This window comes from Gemmatimonadota bacterium (assembly GCA_040882465.1).
Taxonomy (GTDB): Bacteria; Gemmatimonadota; Gemmatimonadetes; order Longimicrobiales; family Gaopeijiaceae; genus JBBEBG01.
Genome location: JBBEBG010000037.1, coordinates 12,256 through 31,509 on the forward strand (window position 1 = coordinate 12,256; position 19,254 = coordinate 31,509).

Consider the following 19,254-nt stretch of genomic DNA (forward strand, 5'->3'; position numbering starts at 1 on the left):
CATGTGATATGTGTAAGGAACATGTGTTTGGCTTCGGGACCATGCCCTTCGGCGGTTCCGGGCCCAAGCCGGAGAGGGAGAGATGAAATTTCGAGCGCGCACGGACGACGTGGCCTGGAAAGTTGTGGAAGGGGAAGCGGTCCTCGTACACGCGGAGTCTTCGGCATATTATGGGCTGAACCGTACCGGGACCGCACTTTGGGAGGCCCTTACGTCGGGCCCCTGCTCGCCCGACGAGTTGGTGAGCGGATTGTCACAGCAGCTCGATGCGCCGCCGCAGCAGGCGGGACAAGACGTTGACACTTTTCTCAGGAGCCTGGTCGGGGCCGGGTTGGCCACCGAAGTCCCGGATGCGTCGGAAACCTCGTCAGGGAGTGGGGTACGGCTCGGTCGGGCGGCATCGGGGCCTTACGAACCGCCGCAGGTGTCTCCCTTCGGTGAGCTCGAGCAGCTCATTCTGAGCGGGGAGTGACGACACTTCACTATGATCCCGCCAAAGACGACTGATCGCGCATGGGTGTGAATCTCCTGGCCGCCAAGGAGCTCCAGCTGGAGCTCTCCTCGAAGGGGCGCCGGCTCTACTTTCACGGTGAGAGCATGCGCCCGTTTCTCGTGGAAGGGGACGAGGTCGTCGTCGAGCCAATCGCTTTCGACGACATCCACGTTGGAGATGTCGTCACCTATCGGTTCAGCGACAAGTTCCCGACGAGGCGCGTCGTGCGAAAACACCAACGGGGACTGGACCTCTGGTGCGAGAACTGGCCGGCCCGGCGGTACGTCTGTGCCGCCGAGGACCTGCTCGGAGTCGCGGTGGCACGCGGGCGGGACGGGGAGTGGATCGGCGATCGGAGCCCGGAATGGCGAGCCGCGCGGAGGAAGGCTCTCCGTGCATGGCGGCGCATCGCGGCGCGTGAGTACGTCGTGACCTTCCCCGGCCGCGTCGTCAGAAAGCTCGCGAAGGTCGCTCGCCGCGTTCCCGCCTGATTCTGTCCCGTCGGCGACCAAGGGCGTGAGCGGATGCACGAACGTCACATCCGTTTGGGTAGCCTGACCGCCCGCCTCCTTCTCCCGGATGAGCGTTACGGGCACGATGTCGCCCAAATTTTCGGCACTTCGCTCCAGGCTCCGGATTGGGCACCCGTCGCGGGCATTGGCGCCGAAATCGCATTCGAGGAAAGGCCGGGCGGGCGCGCCGATTCAGGTCCGCAGGTCCCGATGGACGGTATGGTGCTCATGCACGACCCTCTCCGGCCCGAGATCCACACCGAGGCGCTTTCGCTCTATCTGAATCTCGACATTCACCCGGCCCGAATCCGGCTGGATGTCGTGCGCCTCGACCTTCCCCATTTCGACCTGTGCGTTCACCTCGCGGTCGCCTTTCACAAGCTCCTCTTCCTCATGGACCGCGTCGTGCTTCACGGCGCGGCGATCAGCGTGGACGACAAGGTATGTCTCTTCCTGGGGGACAAGGGGGCGGGAAAAAGCACGATCGCGCTCAAGCTGGCGCGCGCGGGAGGGACGGTCCTCGGCGAAGACCACCTCATCCTCCGACGCACCGGAGACGGATTCGTCGTGAGTGGGTGTGACGAACGCTCCCGGCTCACCGCCAAAACTGAGGAATTCTTCTTTGACGACCCGCTCGACATCGTGCCGAAGGACTTTGCCGGAACGATGAAGAAGGAAGTCCCCGCGGGGGAGCTCTTCACGTCGGTCCCCTACACCGACGGCCCGGTGACACACCTCTTTTTCCCGAAGGTGGGGAATCGGCTGCTCCCGGCGCGGCTCTCAAGGAAGGAGTTGCTTCTGGAGCTGATGCGGGCGACGGGCAAGCTCCAGCGATTCGTGGATCTGGCGGATCGGACCCGCTTCCTCGAACTCCTTGCGGCCTTCACGCCTTCGGTCGAGGGGTACCGCCTCGAGCTGAGTGAGGACCTCGCCGATCTGGACGATCTCGTGACCTTTGTCCGCGCGCTTCCGGCGCGGGGCAGCTGAACGGGAGTCCCGATTGTCCTCGCACGAGGGCGAGCGTCCCACCCGCAAGACCGTCGCGTTCCAGGGGCGGCGCATCGGCAAATCCGCCTTCGCTCTGGTGAATTCCCACTGGAGCGCGGGGCTGGAGGGGGACGACCGGTATCGGGTGACCGACTACGACCCGCGCGGGGCGGCTCCGGACTTCGTCATCCATCATGACTTCGAGACACATTTTTCGGCCTTTCGGCCGCCCCGCGGGAGTCAATCCATCGCCGTGCGAACCTGGGACTTCGGGCCACTCCCTACGGCGTGGGTCGAAAAGATCAATCGCGAGTTCGATCAATTCTGGGCCTACAGTCATTGGATCGCCAAGCAGGCGGAGATAGCGGGCGTGGAGCCGGCGCGGATTCGGGTCGTTCCGCTCGGCGTAGATCCCCAAGTCTTTCGCCCGGATGGGGTAAGGTTTCCGCTGATGGACGATCGTTCCTTCCGCTTCCTCTTCGTCGGAGGGGTGAGCGCCCGGAAGGGGACCGACATCCTCCTCGACGCGTACACCCAGGCGTTCACGGCAACGGACGATGTCTCTCTCGTCATCAAAGACCACTCGGGCGACCTCTTCTACAAGGGAGACGCAGTCCGGAGCCGCATCTCCGCTCTCGCGGCAGACCCCACGGCGCCGCGTATCGTGCACCTCGACGAGTTTCTGGGGCTCGAGGAACTCGCCGCGCTTTATCGGGCGTGCGACGTGGGTGTCTTCCCTTACCGGGCCGAGGGCTTCTGCCTTCCGATTCTCGAGGCGATCGCCTGCGGGACGCCGCCCATCGTGCCGAATTTCGGAGCGTGCCTCGACTTCTGCTCCGGGGAGGTGGCCTTCCTGACGCCGGTGCGGCGCATCAACCTTCCCGTGAACAACCGCTTCAAGGTCGCGCTGGGTTTCGAGGAGGACGTGACGGAAGTGGACTTCTGCGAGGTGGAGAGGGCGACGCTCGCGCAACGGATGAGGGGAGTTGCCGGGGGGCTTCGTGGCGAACGAGACCGCATGGCGGCGGCGGGAGTGAAACGGGCGCGGGAGCGCTTTACCTGGAAGGAATCGGTCGCGCGGGTGATCGAGTGCCTGGAGGAGCTGGGCGCCGCGTCATGACGACGCGAGCATCGCCCGGTAGGCCGCGACCGTCCCCTGGGCGGTTCGGGCCCAGGAAAATTCCTTCGCGCGCTCCAGACCCTTCACGGACATCTCTGTCGCCAGGCGGTCGTCCGCGAGGACCTTCCTCAGCGCGGCCGCGAGACCCGCCTCGTCTCGGGGTTCCACCAAGATCGCCGCGGATCCCACGACTTCGGGAATCGAACCGGCCGTGGAGGTCACCACCGCGGTTCCGCAACACATCGCTTCCAATGGGGGGAGTCCGAACCCTTCATAGAGAGAAGGATAAGCGAAGGCGCGAGCACCGGAATAAATCGCGCTGAGCTCTGCGTCAGGGACGTAACCCGTGAGCACGATCCGCTCACGAAGGTCGGGCCGCTCGCCGATCAGCTCGAAAAGCGGTTGTGACTTCCATCCCGTCGGACCCACCAGGGCGAGCAGAAGCCCGTCGTTTCCCGGTTCGCCGGCGATCGCAAAAAAGGCGCGGAGGAGCGCCGGGAGGTTCTTCCGTGGCTCGAGGGTGCAGAGACTGAGGAGGTAGTCCCGCCCGGCGAGCCCGTAACGGGCGAGAATGGCCGTGCGCTCCGGGCCGTCGGAAGAGGGTCGGAAGACGCGGGGGTCGGCGGCGAAGGGGGTCACGAACGCGCGATCATTGGGGAAGCCGAGAATTCGGCAGGCGTCGGCTTTAGTGCATTCGGAGTTACAGATGATCCAATCCGACCCGGGTTCGAGGCTCCGCGTCATCGCCTGGTGTTCGACCACGAATCGCTCTTCAGCGAGCTCCGGAAAGAGGACCGGGACCATGTCATGAATCGTGACGATGCGGAGCGCCCCTGGGACCCGATCCCTCGATCGAAGCGGGTGTTTGAGGGAATGGACGATTTCGAACGCGCCGGGAAGTGCTCGCGGACGCGCGAGTCGGTTAGTGAGGGCTAACTCCGCAACGATCCGCTTTCCTTCCGGGGCGTCGCGGTTGACGGATTCGAGCGAGTCCACCAAACGCACCGACGCGCCCAGGTCCGTTCCCGGTGCGTCCCACGCGGAAACCATGCGGGCGCCGAGCTGGCCGGCTACGGAGCGGTCGTAGCGCGCGAGCTGGACTTCGGCGACGTAGGATTCGAGTGCGGCGAAGCCCAGGTCGAGGTCATTCCGGCGAAGGAGCTCATCCACGAGAAACTCGGTGGCCCGAAAGATGCCTGTGCGGGTTTCCGCAGACCCGTGCGCGAGCCCCAGGTTCGAGACGTCGAGGAGAACTTTCAACCCGTCCCACCCGGGGTGTGGTCCTCGGGGTCTTGGCCCCAAAAGTGTCGGGTACCCGAACCGGCCACGGAAGCTCTCCCGAAGCGCCCGGCGGTCTCGGTCCAGAGCTGGTACGCGGCCATCTTGAGCAGACGTCCCAGCCCCCCGTTAGAGATCTCCTCCCCCTCCTCGGGTGACTCCTTTCCTTCCCAGACCCACTCCAGTGGATCGGCCCTTCTCGCGGCGAGCTCACGCAGTCTGGCGCCCCGCAATGTCCATGACGGAAGGAGCCAGAACCGAAACAAGTCTTGGGCTGCGACCACACCCTGGGACTTCGCAAATAGGAGGTGTTCCACGGGACGCGCGAGCTCGGTGCCGCGGCGGGAGGCCGGTGGGAGGCCGCGGCCGTTCGCGGCCCAGTCGGGAACCGGGGTCGAAAGGAGGAGGTTCGCGAGGCGGAGAGAGACCGCGAGCGCGACGCCCAGGTTTCCCGCTTCGCCCCGGTTTCGGAGGTAGTCCCAGTCCAGCTCTGTGAACGCCGCGATGACCCGGTCCAGATCCACGATTCGGCTGAGTCGCCTGCACCCCTCCTGTTCGATCTGGCTCACGAGGTGGAGGACCATGTCCTCGGGGGAGGGGACAAGCATCGGGGCGCCACCCGACGGGTGGATCTCCGTCGCCCGTTGGAAGAAGCGGACGGGGTCCAACGCGCAGGGCGCCCCGGGGCGGGTCAGCCCCTGATGCGCCTCGACGATGAAGCCGTTGGGGTGGGTGACGACGTGGTGGTAATGATGCTCCTCGATCCCCTCCCTGGCTGCCGCCGAATACTCGCTCGAGTAACCCAGCGTGGAGAGCGTCGAAAGGAGGGGCGTCATGTCCTCCGCGTGGACCAGGAGGTCCAGGTCTCCCATCCATCGCTCCAGCGGGTGGTCGTAGGCCATATGCCGTAGCGCCCCGCCCTTCAGGACGATGGGGTGAGTCCCCGCCGATCGGAGGGCCGTGAGGATCCGGTCCTGCTCCAGCTCCCAGAGCGTGGCCTGCTTCCGGAGGAGTGGGAGCGGCTCGAAGAGGGCGGCCCAACCCGATTCCGCCGCCGGCTCCGTCGAGCGGGCGTCCAGGAGCCTCTTGAGGACGAGACCCCGGACGCCGTGCCGGGCGCACTCCGCGAGAAAGGCCTGGGCGGTCGAGGTCTCGGTCAGGCCTTCAATGTCGAGGAGGGCCAAGTGATCCGGCGCGTCACGGCGACAGAGCCGGGCGATCAATAGCTGAATCGGCCCCGGCGAAGTGGGTTCTGAGCGCAGAATTTCCTCGGGATCAGGGATGAGGAGGGCCAGCGCGGCGGGGGCCACGCGCGTACAATTGAATCGTGGCGTCCTCAGGTAACGAGATAAAAGCTAATCCGGGGACGTTGGACGCCACAACGGCGGCCGAAGCGCCGCGACGCCGGCCCGGGCCTGTCCCTGTAGGAGATTTCCCCACATCCGAATCCGGCGATTCCCGACTGCCGGAGCCCCTCCGCCGGACGCACTTTCAATCTACCGGCCGAGAGCAGTGTGGAGGTCTGTTCCAGGCGGGCCACGCGAACGGAGGGCAATCTGATGAGAATTGCGAGACCGATCACTGGAGGGGCCCTGCTCGCGCTCTTCCTCAGCGCGGGAATCGCCGCTGAAGCGCAGCAGAACCCGCTCGCTCGCCAGCAGCCGAAGGGTCTGGGCGTCAGCCCGACCTTCGAGGGCTGGTTCCCGAATCCTGACGGGACCTTCACCCTCTCCTTCGGCTACCTCAATCGCAACACCGAGGAAATCGTCGAGATCCCAGTGGGGCCGGGCAACTTTGTCGAACCGGGCGAGGTGGATCAGGGGCAGCCCACCTACTTCACCCCCCGCCGCCACTATGGCGTGTTCGCGGTGAAGGTGCCGGCGGACTTCGGGCCCGATGACCGGGTGACCTGGACGCTCGAGGTCCACGGCGAACGGTATTCGATCCCCGGAGGCCTCCTGGGCAGCTATCAGACCGACAACCTTCACGCCTCCGGGACGAATAAGCGCCCACCCGTCGTGGTGCTCGAGGACGAGGGCGTGGAGTCCCGCGGTCCGGCCGGGGCTTGGGTCGGTCCACTTCGGGCCCGGGCCGGGGAGCCTCTTCCCCTCGACGTGACCTCCTGGGATGAAGACGGCAAGGCCGTCACCCTCCGCTGGTTCAAGTACCGGGGACCAGGCGAGGTCACCTTCGCGAACCCGGAGCTGCCGATCGAGGAAGGGAACGAGCAGGCGGCCACGACCGCCGTCTTCAGCGTGGAAGGCGAATATGTCCTCTACGTGCGCGCCGACCACAGCGAGACGCCGGTCTCCGCCGCCGGACTGGAGCAGTGCTGCTGGACCAACGGATATGTCAGAGTCAACGTCACCCGCTAACCGAACCACGCCGTCCAACGAGGAGGAAACGCAACATGGACCGGATGAACCAGAGCGAAGCGGCGAGGCGGTGGGCGCGGTGGCTCGGAGCGGCTGTCGTTGTCGCGATTGCCCTTCCCGCACACGTGCATGCCCTAACGAGCAACGGCCCGGGGGACGATGAAGTTCCGACCTTCAGTCGGGACATCGCGCCGATCCTCCAGGCGAATTGCCAGGAGTGCCACCAGCCCGGCTCGATCGCGCCGATGTCGCTTCTCACCTACGATGAGGTGCGCCCCTGGGCGCCCCTGATTCGGGTGCGGGTTTCCGAGCGAATCATGCCGCCCTGGCATGTGAATCCGTATCTCGGGATCCAGGAATTCAAGAACGATGTGTCGCTCTCGGAGGAGGAGATCGCGACGATCGTGGCATGGGTGGACGGGGGAGCTCCAGAGGGCGACCCGGCCGATCTCCCGGCTCCGGCGACCTTCGACACGGGCGAGGAGTATCGGATGCTCGATGTCTTCGGCCCCCCGGACCTCGTCGTGAAGACGACCCCATTCACGGTCCCCGCGAACGGAAATGACCAGTGGTGGAGGCCGGTGGTGTCCACCGGGCTCACGGAGGACCGGTGGGTTCGGGCCGTCGAGGTCCTCCCCGCGTTCCCTGCGGGCCGCACGGTGACGCACCACGTCCTCGCCACCGCGGTACAGCAGCACAACCTGGGCGGCCTCCTGACCGAGTGGGCAATCGGCAAGGTGGGCGAAGTCTACGCCGAAGGGACCGGGAAGCTGCTCCAGGCCGGCTCCGAGGTCGAGTTCGAGATCCACTATTACCCGTCGGGGACCGAGGTCGTGGACGATCAGGTCTCGCTCGGCATCTGGCTCTATCCCGAAGGCTACGTGCCGGAATACGAGACGACGCTGAGGATCTTCAATGTGGCTCCGCAGAACACGCTCGAGATCCCGCCCCACTCGACGGTGATGTTTCAGAACGAGTTCGTGATGCGGAACCCGGTTCGGATCCAGAGCTTCCAGCCGCACATGCACCTGCGGGGGAAGGGGATGTCCATGGAAGCGATCTATCCGAATGGACGGAAGGAGTTGCTGAGCATCGTGGACAACTTCCAGTTCAACTGGCACAACAACTACATCTACGCGGACGATGCGGCGCCGCTGCTCCCCACGGGGACGGTGCTCAAGTTCACGACCTGGTTCGACAACACCGAGAATCACCCTTCGAACCCGCATCCGGGAGACTTCGTGACCTGGGGTGACCGGGCCGCGGACGAGATGGGACATGCCTGGGTCGGTGTGACGAATCTCACGGAGGAAGAGTTCGAACGGCTGGTGAGGGAGAGAGAGGCAATCCAGAGCGTGGCTGGGTTCTAAGCGGTACGCCCACTCATCCCTCACCTAGTCCTGCCGGAAGGTGCGGGGGGGGCCCCGGCCCCCCCGGGCACCTTTCTTCTTGCAGAACCCCGCCCCGCGTCCGTAGATTTCCCGCAAGTGTGTAAGTAGGCCCCCTCAGTATGGACCCCCAGGTCCACGCCCTTCGGGAGGGTGCGACATGCCAGCGACGAATTTCGCGGAAACCCCAGTTCTCCGGCGCACGATGGCGGCCCTCCTCCTTGCCGTGGCGGCGAGCCCCAGCGTCGGAGCTCAACAGCAGGTGGCTTCGGCCACGCGCGCCGCGGGAGAATCCAGGGCGGCCCCGACCTTCTACGCCGACGTCCTTCCGATCCTCCAGGAGAACTGCCAGGCGTGCCATCAGCCCGAGGGGCTCAACATGGGTGGGATGGTCGCGCCGATGTCGCTGGTCACCTATGAAGAGGCGCGGCCCTGGGCTCCCATGATCGCGCGTGCCGTGGCCGAGGGGCGCATGCCACCCTGGTCCGCGGCGGAGATGCATCGTGGGACCTTCACCGAGGAGCGGATTCTCACGGACGAGGAAAAGGCGACGATCCTCGCCTGGGCGGAAAGTGGCGCCCCGGCCGGGAATGCCGCGGATGCGCCTCCTCCGCCCGAGTTTCTGACGCGCGCGCAAGCGGGGGCGGGCGGATGGTTCCTCGGGGAGCCCGACCTGATCCTCGAGTTCGCCGAGCCGTATTGCCTGAGCGACGAGGATCAGGACATCTACGTGAACCTCCCGGTGCAGATCACGGCGGAGATGCTTCCGGAGGACCGCTGGCTCCATTCCGTGGAGTACAGGAATGGCCCGGCCGTGCACCACATCATCTCGTCGGTCGGCGGCCTGGTTCCCGGGATGTCGCCGCATATCTGGGAGAACGGGCGAGGACGGCTCTTCAGGGCGGGGCCCCGCCAGGTCATGTTCAACATGCATTTCAACAAGACGCCGGGACCCGGGACCGCCCTCTGCACGAACATCCAGGCAGGGATCACCTTCAAGGAGCCCGGCGAGGTCATCACCTACGTCACCTCGGGTGCGGACCTGATGATGCGGGGAATCAACATTCCGGCCGGTGCGGAGAGCTACTCCTCCTCGATGGTCCACGAGTTCGAAGAGGATGTCGAGATTCTGAGCTTTATGCCGCACATGCACCTGCGCGGGAAAGCGGCTCTTTATGAGCTCGTCTACCCGGATGGGAGGATGGAGACGCTCCTGCACGTCCCGAAGTACGACTTCAACTGGCAGCACACCTACGAGTTCCGGGAACCGGTGCTCGCACCTGCGGGCTCGCGGCTGCGCTTCACCCTCTGGTGGGACAATTCGGAGACCAATCCCTACAACCCCGATCCCACGGCCAACGTGAGATGGGGACTGCCGACCTCGGCGGAAATGTCACAGGGGTACATGAGCTACCGGAACCTCGACGAGCTGCACATCGTCGTCGGCGAGCCGATCCCGAACAACTTCCGCGAGGAGCCGGATCCCGCGGACGGAGCGGATACGAACGGCGCCGCGAACGATTAGTCGGCGCACCTACTGGTGAGAGGGGCTCGCCGGACGATCTTGCCCGGCGGCCCCACTGCGCGGAACGGGCCTCGGGCTTCCCAGGTTGAGTGGATGCCCGGGGCCCGTACGTGTTTCGCCGTGACCCGTTCGTGTCAGGCTCCCCGCGTGCATCGGGGGTAACCGGTGGTCCCGCTACGTTCGCTCCAGGGCGACCAGTCCGTCCAAGATTTTTCCTTTCTCTCGTAGTCACCCGCCCATCTTGTGCAGGTCTTCGGGTCCGAGCCCCGAGACTGCAGCTCCTCGAGTCGCGTGGCGGACCACCGGTGTTCGGGTGGCGAGGGTCCCTTCCCGCGATGTTGGCGCCATGACCCGAGGTGTTTGTCGTTCCTGTAAGCGGGAAAGGCGGCAAGGTAGGGCCGGTCAGACGCATTCGCAGCAGCGTAGTCGGTGGACCCGAAGTCCGATACGGAAGCAGAGGGAGCGGGGGCGAGTGCGGGATCGGGGAAAAAACGGTCGAGGGCCTCCAGGAATGGGAGGGTCCTCGGCGGCCGTCCCAGGCGCGAGCAATTCCCCCTTGGAACGAGCATCGGGCCCGCCACGTCGGAGTTCTCGGCGCGATCGGTTTCCTCGAGCACCCCAGCGGCACGGGGGTTGCCTCTTTTCGATGTCGCAAGCCGGATATCATGGGTAGCGGATCACTTCATTTCGCAACAAGGAGGAATCCATGCCCGGCTGGGCATTGACATTTTTTATTCTCGCGATCGTGGCTGCGATCTTGGGTTTTTCCGGCATCGCCGGGGCCGCCGCGGGAATAGCGCAGCTCCTGTTCTACATATTTCTCATTCTCCTCGTCGTTTCCTTCGTCGCTCGGGCCTTGAAGGGACGGTCGCCAGTGTAACCGGGAAGATCGGACTTCCCGCGAAAAGGCGAGAGGGCGGGGGATGACCTGACTTGGGCCCAGCGCTGCCGTGTTCGGCCAGGGCAGGTCCCTGCATCGCGCGCGCCCCAATCAAAGGAGCACGAGGGCCATGCGAAAGGTCACGACGGACGAATTGGCGGACATGCTCCAGAAGTCCGAAACCTGGGTGTTCAACGTACTCGCGCCGAAAGAGTTCGAGCGGGGGCACATTCCGGGAACCGAGAACATCCCGATCGGCGGATCAGACTTCCTGGCGCAGGCGAGAGCTGTCGTTCCCGATGAGGATACGCCGGTCGTCGTTTATTGCGCTGGGCCGGAGTGCAAGGCATCCGCGCGCGCGGCCAACGCACTGGCCGAGGCGGGATACATGGAGGTGTACGCATACGAAGGTGGCATGAAGGAGTGGATCGCCGCCGGAAACGAAGTCGAGACGGGAGAACGCACTGTCGCTCGACGATCGCACCGCGAGGGAGCTCCGTAACATCGCCGGCGATCTGGTGAGCGGCGGTCGAAGTCGGATGAAGAAGGGCGAGCTCGAGGGGGCTCTCCACTACCTCCGGTACCAGGACTCCCGAAGGAATCGGCCGTGAATAAGCCCTGCGATCTTGGCTCGGCCCGGTCCAGACGGATGCACGCCGTCCTCGATGTAGTCCTCTTCGTCGTAGCAGAGCCCGGATGCATTAGATCCACCCGAAACGCACGAAGGAGCCCAGAGATAGGGTCCCCAGCCGTACCACACCCCTTCCACCTGAGGATTGCCGGCCAGCCAGCGGTTCAGGGCGTGGCCCTCTTCGTAGCTCAGAGGCTCGCCCCGCCCCGGATTCCCCGCGAATCCTCCAAAGCTTCGGGAGGCCGTATACACTGCGACGACGCTGGGAAACCAGTCTGGCACGCGCTCGGAGAAGTCGCTCAGATGCTCGTGAAAGGCGTTGAAGTCGCTTCCGGCATCGGGATAGGTCGGGAGGGGCACCCCGCCCGGTCCGGTCGTAAACTGGTTCGCCGCTTTGTGATAGAGGACCCTCACCTGGTCGGGTCGCACGCCCGCCGCGGGAAGCCGCACCTCGAGGCACGCTTCCCAAAGGACTTCGTCGAAGTCCGGATCTATCCAGCGCTCGATCGCGTGCCCCCCGCGCGCGCAGTCCACGACCCGCACGGCGGGGTTCACCTCGTCGGCCCAGTCCGTATCGAGAAGGGCCTTGTACGCCTGACACTCCTGGGTCGCGTTGCTCATGCCGATGCATACCACGCCGATGATGCCGTCCACGGGGGTGACAGAGGGCTCATCACGTGTGACGAGCCGAAGGGGAAGGCCCTTGTAACTTCCGGGAGTGTGTGCGCCGTCGTCGCCTCGATCGAGGGGGAAGGGTTCGGAGACGTCAGGTCCGGGAGGGAATGGGGAGCTATTTTCGGCCGAGGTGGACGATTCGCAGCCGATCAGCAATACGCCGACCGCGAAGATAAGCCCGAGCGATACGAATCCCGGGGCATCGCCGAATCTGTGGTGCTCCTTGGGCCCGGCGTCCATCGGCGTCCTCCCAGTGGCTGCCTTCATAACCGGTTAGACCGATCCGGGTCCGGAGCCGTTGCCCGAGCATGACAGAGGAGGCCGACGTTTTCCGCGCGCGCCGATGTCCCCGCCGCGCGTCTCAGAGCGTCCGCGCGTGCGCCACCAACTGGTCGAGCGCAGTCCCCCATCCTTCGTGGAAGCCTATCTCCTCGTGTTTCTTGCGGCTTTCGGCGTTCCCGTGAATGGCTCGTGCGGCATAGCGGGTGCCGGAGCCCTCGGGTTCGAAAGTCACGATCGCCGTGAAGAAGGGATTGGCCGCGGGGCGGAATCCGGACTCCAGGGCGTCGGTGAAAGCGAGGCGGCGATTCTCCACGACGTCGAGGAAACAACCGACGTTCGGGAAGGCCTCTCCCTCCGGGGAGCGCGTCACCGTATTGAAGTCATCTGAATCATGGGTCGAGCTCCTGCTCCTTGAGGTGGTGGAGGTATTCGTCGAGTTGGTCGAGTCGTCCTTCCCACTTCGCGCGTTGTTTGCCGATCCAACCTTCGGCGGTGCGGAGAGGGGAGGGCGTGAGGCGGTACGTACGAATTCGCCCCGCCTTTTCACTTCCCACGAGCCCGCACGCCTCGAGTACCTCCAGGTGCTGGAGAAAGGAGGGGAGGGCCATGTCGAAGGGGCGGGCGAGTTCGCTGACTGCGGCCGGTCCGGCGCTCAGGCGCTGGACGACGGCGCGGCGCGTGGGATTCGAGAGCGCCTGAAAGACGCGGTCGAGGGAGGCGGAGTGTTTAGGCATACACCTAAGTATGCCGCCGCCCGATACATAGGTCAAGGACTAAGTATCAGGGCGTCGGCGGTCACGACTCATCGTGCGGCTTCGTCGGCGCAACCGGTGTTCCGACGCGTGTCGGTGATGCCGAGCACCAGCCAGCCCTCCTCGGAGCGGAGGAGCTCGAAGGCGTTCACTCCGCAGTGACCGAAGGTCTCATCGGCGTAAAACGAATAGTCCATCCAGGCGGTGGCGAGCGGCCCATCCACGCGCATCTCCAGATTGGAGATTCGCTCGTCCCAAAGCTGGGTGCGCGGGGCGCCCACCTGGTCCGTAAATCGCGCCACTTCTGCGTGATTCACGCGGGCCTGGCCTTCCACCACGGATACCGACTTCATCGTCGCGTCGGGGTGGAAGAGAGATGCCAGGCCATCGCCGTCGCCCGCACGCATTGCGTCGAAGAAACGAGTCACCGTCTCACGGACTTGCCCGGCCTCCGGCATCTGCGCGCGGGCCTGGCCCACGGACATAGGAAGGGCAAAAAACAGGACGGCGAAGGAAGGAAAGCCGTTGGCGCATGGGTTGATCCTGGGAAGTGGGAGAGCTGGAGCACGGAAGTGCCCGCCCGCTTACTCGTTCGCCGCCGCCCCAACACCGCGAGACTAAAGACCGATGGTCGAATCCACGGCGGCCCGCCGCGCCGCCTCCGCCTCGGGTGGGAGGAGGTAGCCGTCCCGCTCGAGGGCGTCGACGGCCGCGATGTACGGAGTGAGAAAGGCTTCGCGGTTCGGGTACATCTCCCGAAGCGTGTCGGCACTGAATGCCTCTGTCGCCCCAAAGAGAAAGCAGAAGTTCTGGCCCGGGGGGGCGGGAGGCGCCACCGAGTTCCGGCGACCGTCGAGGGTCGCCGTCGGCGCTTCGAGGTGGGGAAGACGGATGCCGCCGAGAGCATTGCCGTATTCGTCGCGGACGATCGGATCTTCGGCGTTCGGATCCCCGAGCTCGATTTCCGGCGACTGGGCCGGGACCTGGCCCGCGGTTACCCACCGCGAGAAGGCGCGAAGGCCGGCTTTCACGATCGCGTCGTGTGGAGCGGCGTTGACCGGAAGCGCGCACCCCGGACCGGTCGAAAGTGGAGGCGGCTCCTCGATGATCCATCGGGGGACTTCGGCGTGCGCCGCTCCCGCGATCTCCCAGCGGCGGTATTGGTCTCCGGGCGGCTGGCGAGTGAGGTGCGACCGGAGGGCGACCATATCCCCCTCGGTCTGAAGGTCGAAGACGGGAACGTCGAGGTCGGTCCGGATGCGTGCGCCCGGAGGAATCGGCCTCTCCGCGTCAGCGCCCATTCCCTCTGCGGTCAGCCCCGAGGCGTTCGCCCCTCGGCTGTGAATGAAGTACCCGTCGAAGAGGCCCTCCCGCGGATGGATCGCGTTCACGTAGGTGACCAGCCGAAAAGCCGATTGCGACCGGCCCGTGGCGACGAGATGGCCCACCCTGAGTCCGGCGAGGGGATGACCGCTTTCCGGCGTGACGCGGAGTGCGCGGGCCGCCAGCGAAAAGATGTCGTATGAAAAGCGGTCTCCGGGGTGGGAGAGCGCCCCATACCGCTCGGGATCCCACGCCTTCAGTCCGGTTCCCGCGGCGTTCACGCCGACCGACTGCGCGCCCACACCGACCCAGGCATACCCCTCGCGAACCAGCTCTTCGGCCATCTGCGAGTAGTCGGCCGCACCCTCGGACTGGGCCGTGACGTTCAACCACTCGACGACGACCACGCCGTTGAAGGCCGACGCTTCGATGGGGCGCCGAATCAGAAGTCGAATCGCGAAGGGCTCGGTCCCGGCGGGAACGGCGTCCCAGCGGCCGTCGAGTCCCCAGGTCCCGACTTTTTCATAAGACGATGCGATTCCGGAGAGGAACCACTCGGACTCGGCGTATCCTGCCGGGAGCGCCGCGCCGCCAAGCGCGCCGAAGGCCGTGCCTCGCTGGCCCCCAGTGATGGGTCCGCTGAGCTCGGCGCGGCCGGGCTCTTGCCCTTCGACACAGGTCGCGAAGACGCTCAGGGCGACAAGAGTCGAGGCGGCAAGGGGAATTCGGCGTTCGGGTCGGTGGCGGGGCATGGGGCGACTCTACTTCACCGCGAGTGCCATCGCAACTACTTGCTGGAGGTTCCGCAGCTACTTCAGTCTTGCTTCTTGGAGAGTGGGCGATCTACAGTCCCTCGATCGCATTCCCTCGCTCCGCCGCTTTTTGCCCGCACCCGAAGGAGCTCGAGCATGAAAAGCCACCGTGGACTCGCCCTTGTTTTGGCTCTGATTGGTCTCGCGATTCTCCCTTCCAAGGGTGCCGCGCGTCAGGCCACGCCGCTCCCGACGATCGCGGAAAAGACGGAGGGGATGGAGCGGATGGACGGCTTCCTTCCTCTTTACTGGGATCCGACCCTCGGACAGCTCTGGATGGAGATCGACCGGTTCGACACGGAGCTCCTCCACATCAATGGAATCGGCGCCGGGCTCGGCTCCAACGACATCGGCCTCGACCGTGGAGCGCTGGAGGGCTCCCGCATCGTCGAGTTCGAGCGCCAGGGGCGTAGGATCCTCATGGTTCAGCCGAATTATGCCTTTCGCGCGAGCTCGACGAACCCCTCGGAGGTGGCCGCGGTGCGGGACGCCTTCGCGCGCTCGGTGCTCTGGAGCTTCACCGCTGCCGCCGAAAGCGACGGGCGAGTCCTCGTGGACCTCACGGACTTCCTTCTTCGCGACGCCGTGGACTTCGGTTCGTCCCTCACCCCCGGCACCTACCGGCTCGATGTCGGCCGGAGCTCCGTCTATCGCCCCATGACCATGAATTTTCCGGAGAACACCGAGCTCGAAGTCGAGCTGACTTTCGTCCGGCAGCCGGGTGGTGGAGGCGGGGGAGGGGGAGGAATCGAAGGCGTCGGAAGTGTGTCCGCGTCCGCGGAGGCGGCGAGCCTCAGGCTTCATCACTCGTTCGTGCAGCTCCCCGGCGAAGGTTATGAGCCGCGCGCCTTCGATCCCCGTTCGGGTTACGGGGCGATGAGCTACCGGGACTATTCGACGCCGATCGAGGAGCCGATCGTGCAGCGCTTCATTCGTAGGCATCGCCTTGAAAAGCGAAATCCCAACGAGGCGATGGGGGAGGCCGTCGAGCCGATCGTGTATTACCTGGATCCGGGCGTGCCGGAGCCGATCCGGTCCGCCCTTCTGGACGGCGCCAGATGGTGGAATCAGGCCTTCGAAGCGGCCGGGTACGAAAACGCATTCCAGGTGGAGCTTCGTCCTGACAGCATCAGCTCGCACGACATTCGGTACAACGTCATTAACTGGGTTCACCGCTCGACGCGTGGCTGGAGCACCGGGGCGTCGGTTTCCGATCCTCGCACGGGAGAGATCCTGAAGGGGGTCGTGACCCTCGGATCGCTCCGGGTCCGTCAGGACTACATGATCGCGGAGGGGCTGCTGGCGCCCTACGAAAACGGGGACGAGACACCGACGGAGCTCTCGGAGTGGGCGCTCGCCCGGATTCGGCAACTCTCCGCCCACGAGATCGGCCACACCCTGGGCCTGGGGCACAACTATTACGACAGCGAAGCGGGACGGATCTCGGTGTTGGATTACCCGCACCCCTGGGTCACCCTCGATGAGGGGGGTGAGCTCGACTATTCGGAAGTCTACGACGACGGCATTGGCGAGTGGGACCGTGTGGCGATCGAATACGGATACCGGGACTTCCCCGAAGGGGCCGACGAGGCGCGAGAGCTTCAGCGCATTCTCGATGAAGCCTGGGAGGAAGACGTCCGGTATATGACGAACCAGGACATCGCCACACACCCGCGGGCGGATCAGTGGTCGAACGGCACGGATGCGGCAGCCGAGCTGGATCGGATGATGGAGGTCCGGCGGGTCGCGCTGTCCCGCTTTGGTGAGACGGCGATCCGGGTAGGGATGCCGATGGCGACGATGGAAGAAGTTCTCGTTCCCCTCTACCTGCATCACCGCTACCAGGTCGAAGCGACCGCTTCCGTCCTGGGCGGGGTGGACTACATCTACGCCATCCGAGGCGACGGGCGGGAGCCGTTCCGACGTCCGACGGGCGACGCCCAGCGAAGGGCGCTTCGATCGCTGGCCGCGGCGCTCGCGCCTTCGGCCCTGGCGCTGCCGGACGCCGTCGTCCGATCCCTTCCTCCTCGCCCCGCCGGATACGGATCGACCCGCGAGCTCTTCCCCCGGTATACCGGTGGAATGTTCGACCTCGTGACGCCGGCGGTCGTGGCGGCCGATCACGTCGTGGCGAACGTCCTCGATGCGAGCCGCGCGGCTCGCCTGGTCCAACAGCACGCGGTGGACCCCTCCCTCCCGAACCTTCTCGAGGTGATCGACGAGTTGATCGAGGCCACCTTCGGGGCGAGGCCCGCGAATCCCTATGAAGCGGAGATCAAGCGCGCTGTCGAGCGGGTTGTGATGGGGCGGCTGATGCGCCTCGCGGACGGGGCCTCGATGCCGCAGGTCCGTGCCGAGGCGCTCCTCCGCCTCGAGGAACGGTCGGAGGCACTCGTCCTCATGGCGGACGCGGCCGCGGACGCCGATCGGGCACACTATGGGCTTCTCGTCCATGACATCGGTCGGTTCCTTTCCGGCGAGGCTCCGGTGAGCGACCTCGTCGCAGTTCCCGCGGCGCCGCCCGGAGCACCGATCGGCGAGCCGGCGATGGATTGGCTCGGGCTCCTGGAGCCGTGGTGCATCCAGGAGGAGGTCTGGTGACCGTGTGGCGCGGGCCGGTCCCGTCGCTTGCGCGCGCCCTCGCGGTGTCAGCGGCGCTCGTGCTGGCAGGGTTCGGCCCGGCCCCGCTTTCCGCCCAGGAGGTTCCGGTGTCGCTTCTCACGGCTCCCGAGCGGACCGACCACCGGGAGACCACGCGGTACGAGGAGGTGGTCGCCTTCATGCGAGCGGTCACCGACGCGTCTCCTCTCATCCACCTGACCTCCTTCGGTTACTCCCTCGAGGGGCGGTCCCTCCCGCTGGCCGTGGTCGGCCGCGTCGCGGACGCCTCCCCGGAGTCCGTGCGTTCAGCCGGGAAAACGGTCGTCTACCTCCAGGGGAACATCCATGCGGGCGAAGTCGAGGGGAAGGAGATCCTCCTGATCCTTCTGCGCGAGATCTCCGAAGGGCGACACGGCGCCCTCCTCGATTCACTCGTGCTCCTCGTGGCGCCGATCCTGAACGCCGACGGGAACGAACGGATCAATCTGACGAATCGCGGTGCCCAACACGGTCCGATCGGAGGGACGGGGACCCGTGCGAACGCGCAGGGGCTCAACATCAACCGCGATCACATGAAGCTGGATTCCCCCGAGGGTCGGTCGTTCGCCCGGCTCCTGACGGAATACGACCCGCATGTCGCAGCCGATCTCCACACGACGAACGGGACCGAGCACGGCTACCATCTCACATTCTCGCCACCTCTCCATCCGAACACCCATCCGGAGATCGTGGCGATCGCGCGGGAACGAATCTTTCCCGAGATGACGGCCCGGGTGAGGGAGGAAACCGGGTGGCACTTCTACTATTACGGCAACCTTCAGGGCCAGGGTGAGGATCGCGGATGGGCGACCTTCGATCACCGGCCGCGCTTCAACAACAACTACCTCGGGCTTCGCAACCGGATCGGGCTTCTCAGCGAAGCGTACTCGTACGCGACCTTCGAGGACAGAATGACGGCGACCCGCCACTTCGTCGCCGAGACCCTCCGCTTCGCCTCCGAACATGCCACGGAGATCCGTGAGCTCACGGCACGGATGGATGCGCAGTCCGTCGTGGGGGAACGCCTCGCGGTCCGGGCCGCAGTGGAGCGATCGGAAGCGCCTGTGGAGATTCTACTCGGGAGTGTGACCGAGGAAGTGAATCCCTATTCGGGCGCGAGGATGCTCCGACGGACCGACGAGGTCCGTTCCGAACGCATGTGGGAATTCGGGACCTTTCAGGCGACCGCGACGGAGGTGGTTCCGGGAGCATATTACATTCCCGCGGAAATGACCGAGGTCCTTCGCACGTTGGAGGCCCATGGGGTACGCATGAGTCCCGTCGCATCCGGTGCTCTCGGTATGCCGGGCTCCCTCGAGCGATTCCGGCTCGAAGCCGTGGCCTCTGCTGCGGGCACCTTCGAGGGGCGGGTCGAGCAGACGCTGAGCGGTGCCTGGGAGCCTGCCGGGGCAGAGGTTACGATGGAGGTCGTCGAGGTCCTCGTCGCACAACCGCTGGGGCGGCTGATCTTTTCCCTCCTCGAACCCCGCTCCGACGATGGACTCGCGAACTGGGGCTTTTTCGCGTCCGCGCTAGAGGGCGCGTCATTTTATCCAGTCTTGCGGGGGCCATAGGGGCCCT

At 65.5% G+C, this 19,254-nt stretch carries 17 protein-coding genes and 1 pseudogene; 11 read left to right on the forward strand and 7 right to left on the reverse strand.

Annotation, left to right across the window (positions count from 1 at the left end; all coding sequences use genetic code 11):
* Positions 1–82: 82 nt before the first annotated feature.
* From WEG36_14280 to WEG36_14295, 4 genes are read left to right on the forward strand one after another with little or no spacing between them, the layout of a single operon-like run.
* Positions 83–472: a PqqD family protein gene (locus WEG36_14280; GenBank protein MEX1258778.1), complete on the forward strand. Its 390-nt coding sequence runs from the start codon at positions 83–85 to the stop codon at positions 470–472.
* Positions 473–513: 41 nt separating this feature from the next.
* A complete protein-coding gene (locus WEG36_14285) occupies positions 514–984 on the forward strand; it encodes a S24/S26 family peptidase (GenBank protein MEX1258779.1) in 471 nt (156 codons plus the stop codon).
* Between the two features lie 33 nt (positions 985–1,017).
* Positions 1,018–1,992, forward strand: a complete 975-nt coding sequence (locus WEG36_14290; GenBank protein ID MEX1258780.1) for a hypothetical protein — start codon at positions 1,018–1,020, stop codon at positions 1,990–1,992.
* A 13-nt stretch (positions 1,993–2,005) separates the two neighbouring features.
* Complete coding sequence (locus WEG36_14295) at positions 2,006–3,112, forward strand: glycosyltransferase family 4 protein (GenBank protein MEX1258781.1); 1,107 nt, start codon at positions 2,006–2,008, stop codon at positions 3,110–3,112.
* Here WEG36_14295 and WEG36_14300 read toward each other — a convergent pair.
* Positions 3,107–4,372, reverse strand: coding sequence for a glycosyltransferase family 1 protein (locus WEG36_14300; GenBank protein MEX1258782.1), 1,266 nt, complete (start codon positions 4,370–4,372; stop codon positions 3,107–3,109). The two genes, WEG36_14295 and WEG36_14300, sit on opposite strands and share 6 nt — an antisense overlap.
* Positions 4,369–5,700, reverse strand: coding sequence for a nucleotidyltransferase family protein (locus WEG36_14305; GenBank protein ID MEX1258783.1), 1,332 nt, complete (start codon positions 5,698–5,700; stop codon positions 4,369–4,371). Before WEG36_14305 ends, WEG36_14300 begins: the two co-directional genes overlap by 4 nt.
* Before the next feature lie 249 nt (positions 5,701–5,949).
* On the opposite strand from WEG36_14305, the gene WEG36_14310 reads away from it, so the two are divergent.
* The 5 genes from WEG36_14310 to WEG36_14330 all read left to right on the forward strand — a co-directional run bounded on the left by WEG36_14310 (position 5,950) and on the right by WEG36_14330 (position 11,060).
* Complete coding sequence (locus WEG36_14310) at positions 5,950–6,765, forward strand: hypothetical protein (protein ID MEX1258784.1); 816 nt, start codon at positions 5,950–5,952, stop codon at positions 6,763–6,765.
* Positions 6,766–6,800: 35 nt separating this feature from the next.
* A complete protein-coding gene (locus WEG36_14315; protein ID MEX1258785.1) occupies positions 6,801–8,135 on the forward strand; it encodes a cytochrome c in 1,335 nt (444 codons plus the stop codon).
* A 178-nt stretch (positions 8,136–8,313) separates the two neighbouring features.
* Positions 8,314–9,678, forward strand: a complete 1,365-nt coding sequence (locus WEG36_14320; GenBank protein ID MEX1258786.1) for a hypothetical protein — start codon at positions 8,314–8,316, stop codon at positions 9,676–9,678.
* A 706-nt stretch (positions 9,679–10,384) separates the two neighbouring features.
* The gene (locus WEG36_14325) at positions 10,385–10,558 is read left to right on the forward strand and encodes a DUF1328 family protein (GenBank protein ID MEX1258787.1); all 174 of its coding nucleotides are present in this window, start codon (positions 10,385–10,387) and stop codon (positions 10,556–10,558) included.
* A gap of 130 nt (positions 10,559–10,688) precedes the next feature.
* Positions 10,689–11,060 carry a rhodanese-like domain-containing protein gene (locus WEG36_14330; GenBank protein MEX1258788.1) on the forward strand — a complete coding sequence of 124 codons (372 nt, stop codon included), beginning with the start codon at positions 10,689–10,691 and terminating at the stop codon, positions 11,058–11,060.
* Between the two features lie 69 nt (positions 11,061–11,129).
* On the opposite strand, the gene WEG36_14335 is transcribed toward WEG36_14330, so the two are convergent.
* The 5 genes and pseudogenes from WEG36_14335 to WEG36_14355 form a co-directional block, all read right to left on the reverse strand.
* The gene (locus tag WEG36_14335; protein MEX1258789.1) at positions 11,130–12,104 is read right to left on the reverse strand and encodes a hypothetical protein; all 975 of its coding nucleotides are present in this window, start codon (positions 12,102–12,104) and stop codon (positions 11,130–11,132) included.
* Between the two features lie 121 nt (positions 12,105–12,225).
* Positions 12,226–12,525 (reverse strand): annotated as a pseudogene (locus tag WEG36_14340) (SRPBCC domain-containing protein).
* Between the two features lie 10 nt (positions 12,526–12,535).
* The gene (locus WEG36_14345; GenBank protein ID MEX1258790.1) at positions 12,536–12,880 is read right to left on the reverse strand and encodes a metalloregulator ArsR/SmtB family transcription factor; all 345 of its coding nucleotides are present in this window, start codon (positions 12,878–12,880) and stop codon (positions 12,536–12,538) included.
* 68 nt (positions 12,881–12,948) lie between these two features.
* Positions 12,949–13,383: a nuclear transport factor 2 family protein gene (locus WEG36_14350; protein ID MEX1258791.1), complete on the reverse strand. Its 435-nt coding sequence runs from the start codon at positions 13,381–13,383 to the stop codon at positions 12,949–12,951.
* Between the two features lie 132 nt (positions 13,384–13,515).
* Positions 13,516–14,973, reverse strand: a complete 1,458-nt coding sequence (locus WEG36_14355; protein ID MEX1258792.1) for an alpha/beta hydrolase domain-containing protein — start codon at positions 14,971–14,973, stop codon at positions 13,516–13,518.
* 156 nt (positions 14,974–15,129) lie between these two features.
* Between WEG36_14355 and WEG36_14360 the strand changes: the two genes are divergently transcribed.
* Together WEG36_14360 and WEG36_14365 are read left to right on the forward strand one after the other, a co-directional pair.
* On the forward strand, positions 15,130–17,634 hold the full coding sequence (locus WEG36_14360) for a zinc-dependent metalloprotease (protein MEX1258793.1): 2,505 nt from the start codon (positions 15,130–15,132) through the stop codon (positions 17,632–17,634).
* Positions 17,631–19,247 carry a M14 family metallopeptidase gene (locus WEG36_14365; GenBank protein ID MEX1258794.1) on the forward strand — a complete coding sequence of 539 codons (1,617 nt, stop codon included), beginning with the start codon at positions 17,631–17,633 and terminating at the stop codon, positions 19,245–19,247. The genes WEG36_14360 and WEG36_14365 overlap by 4 nt, the downstream gene beginning before the upstream one ends.
* Positions 19,248–19,254: the final 7 nt, after the last annotated feature.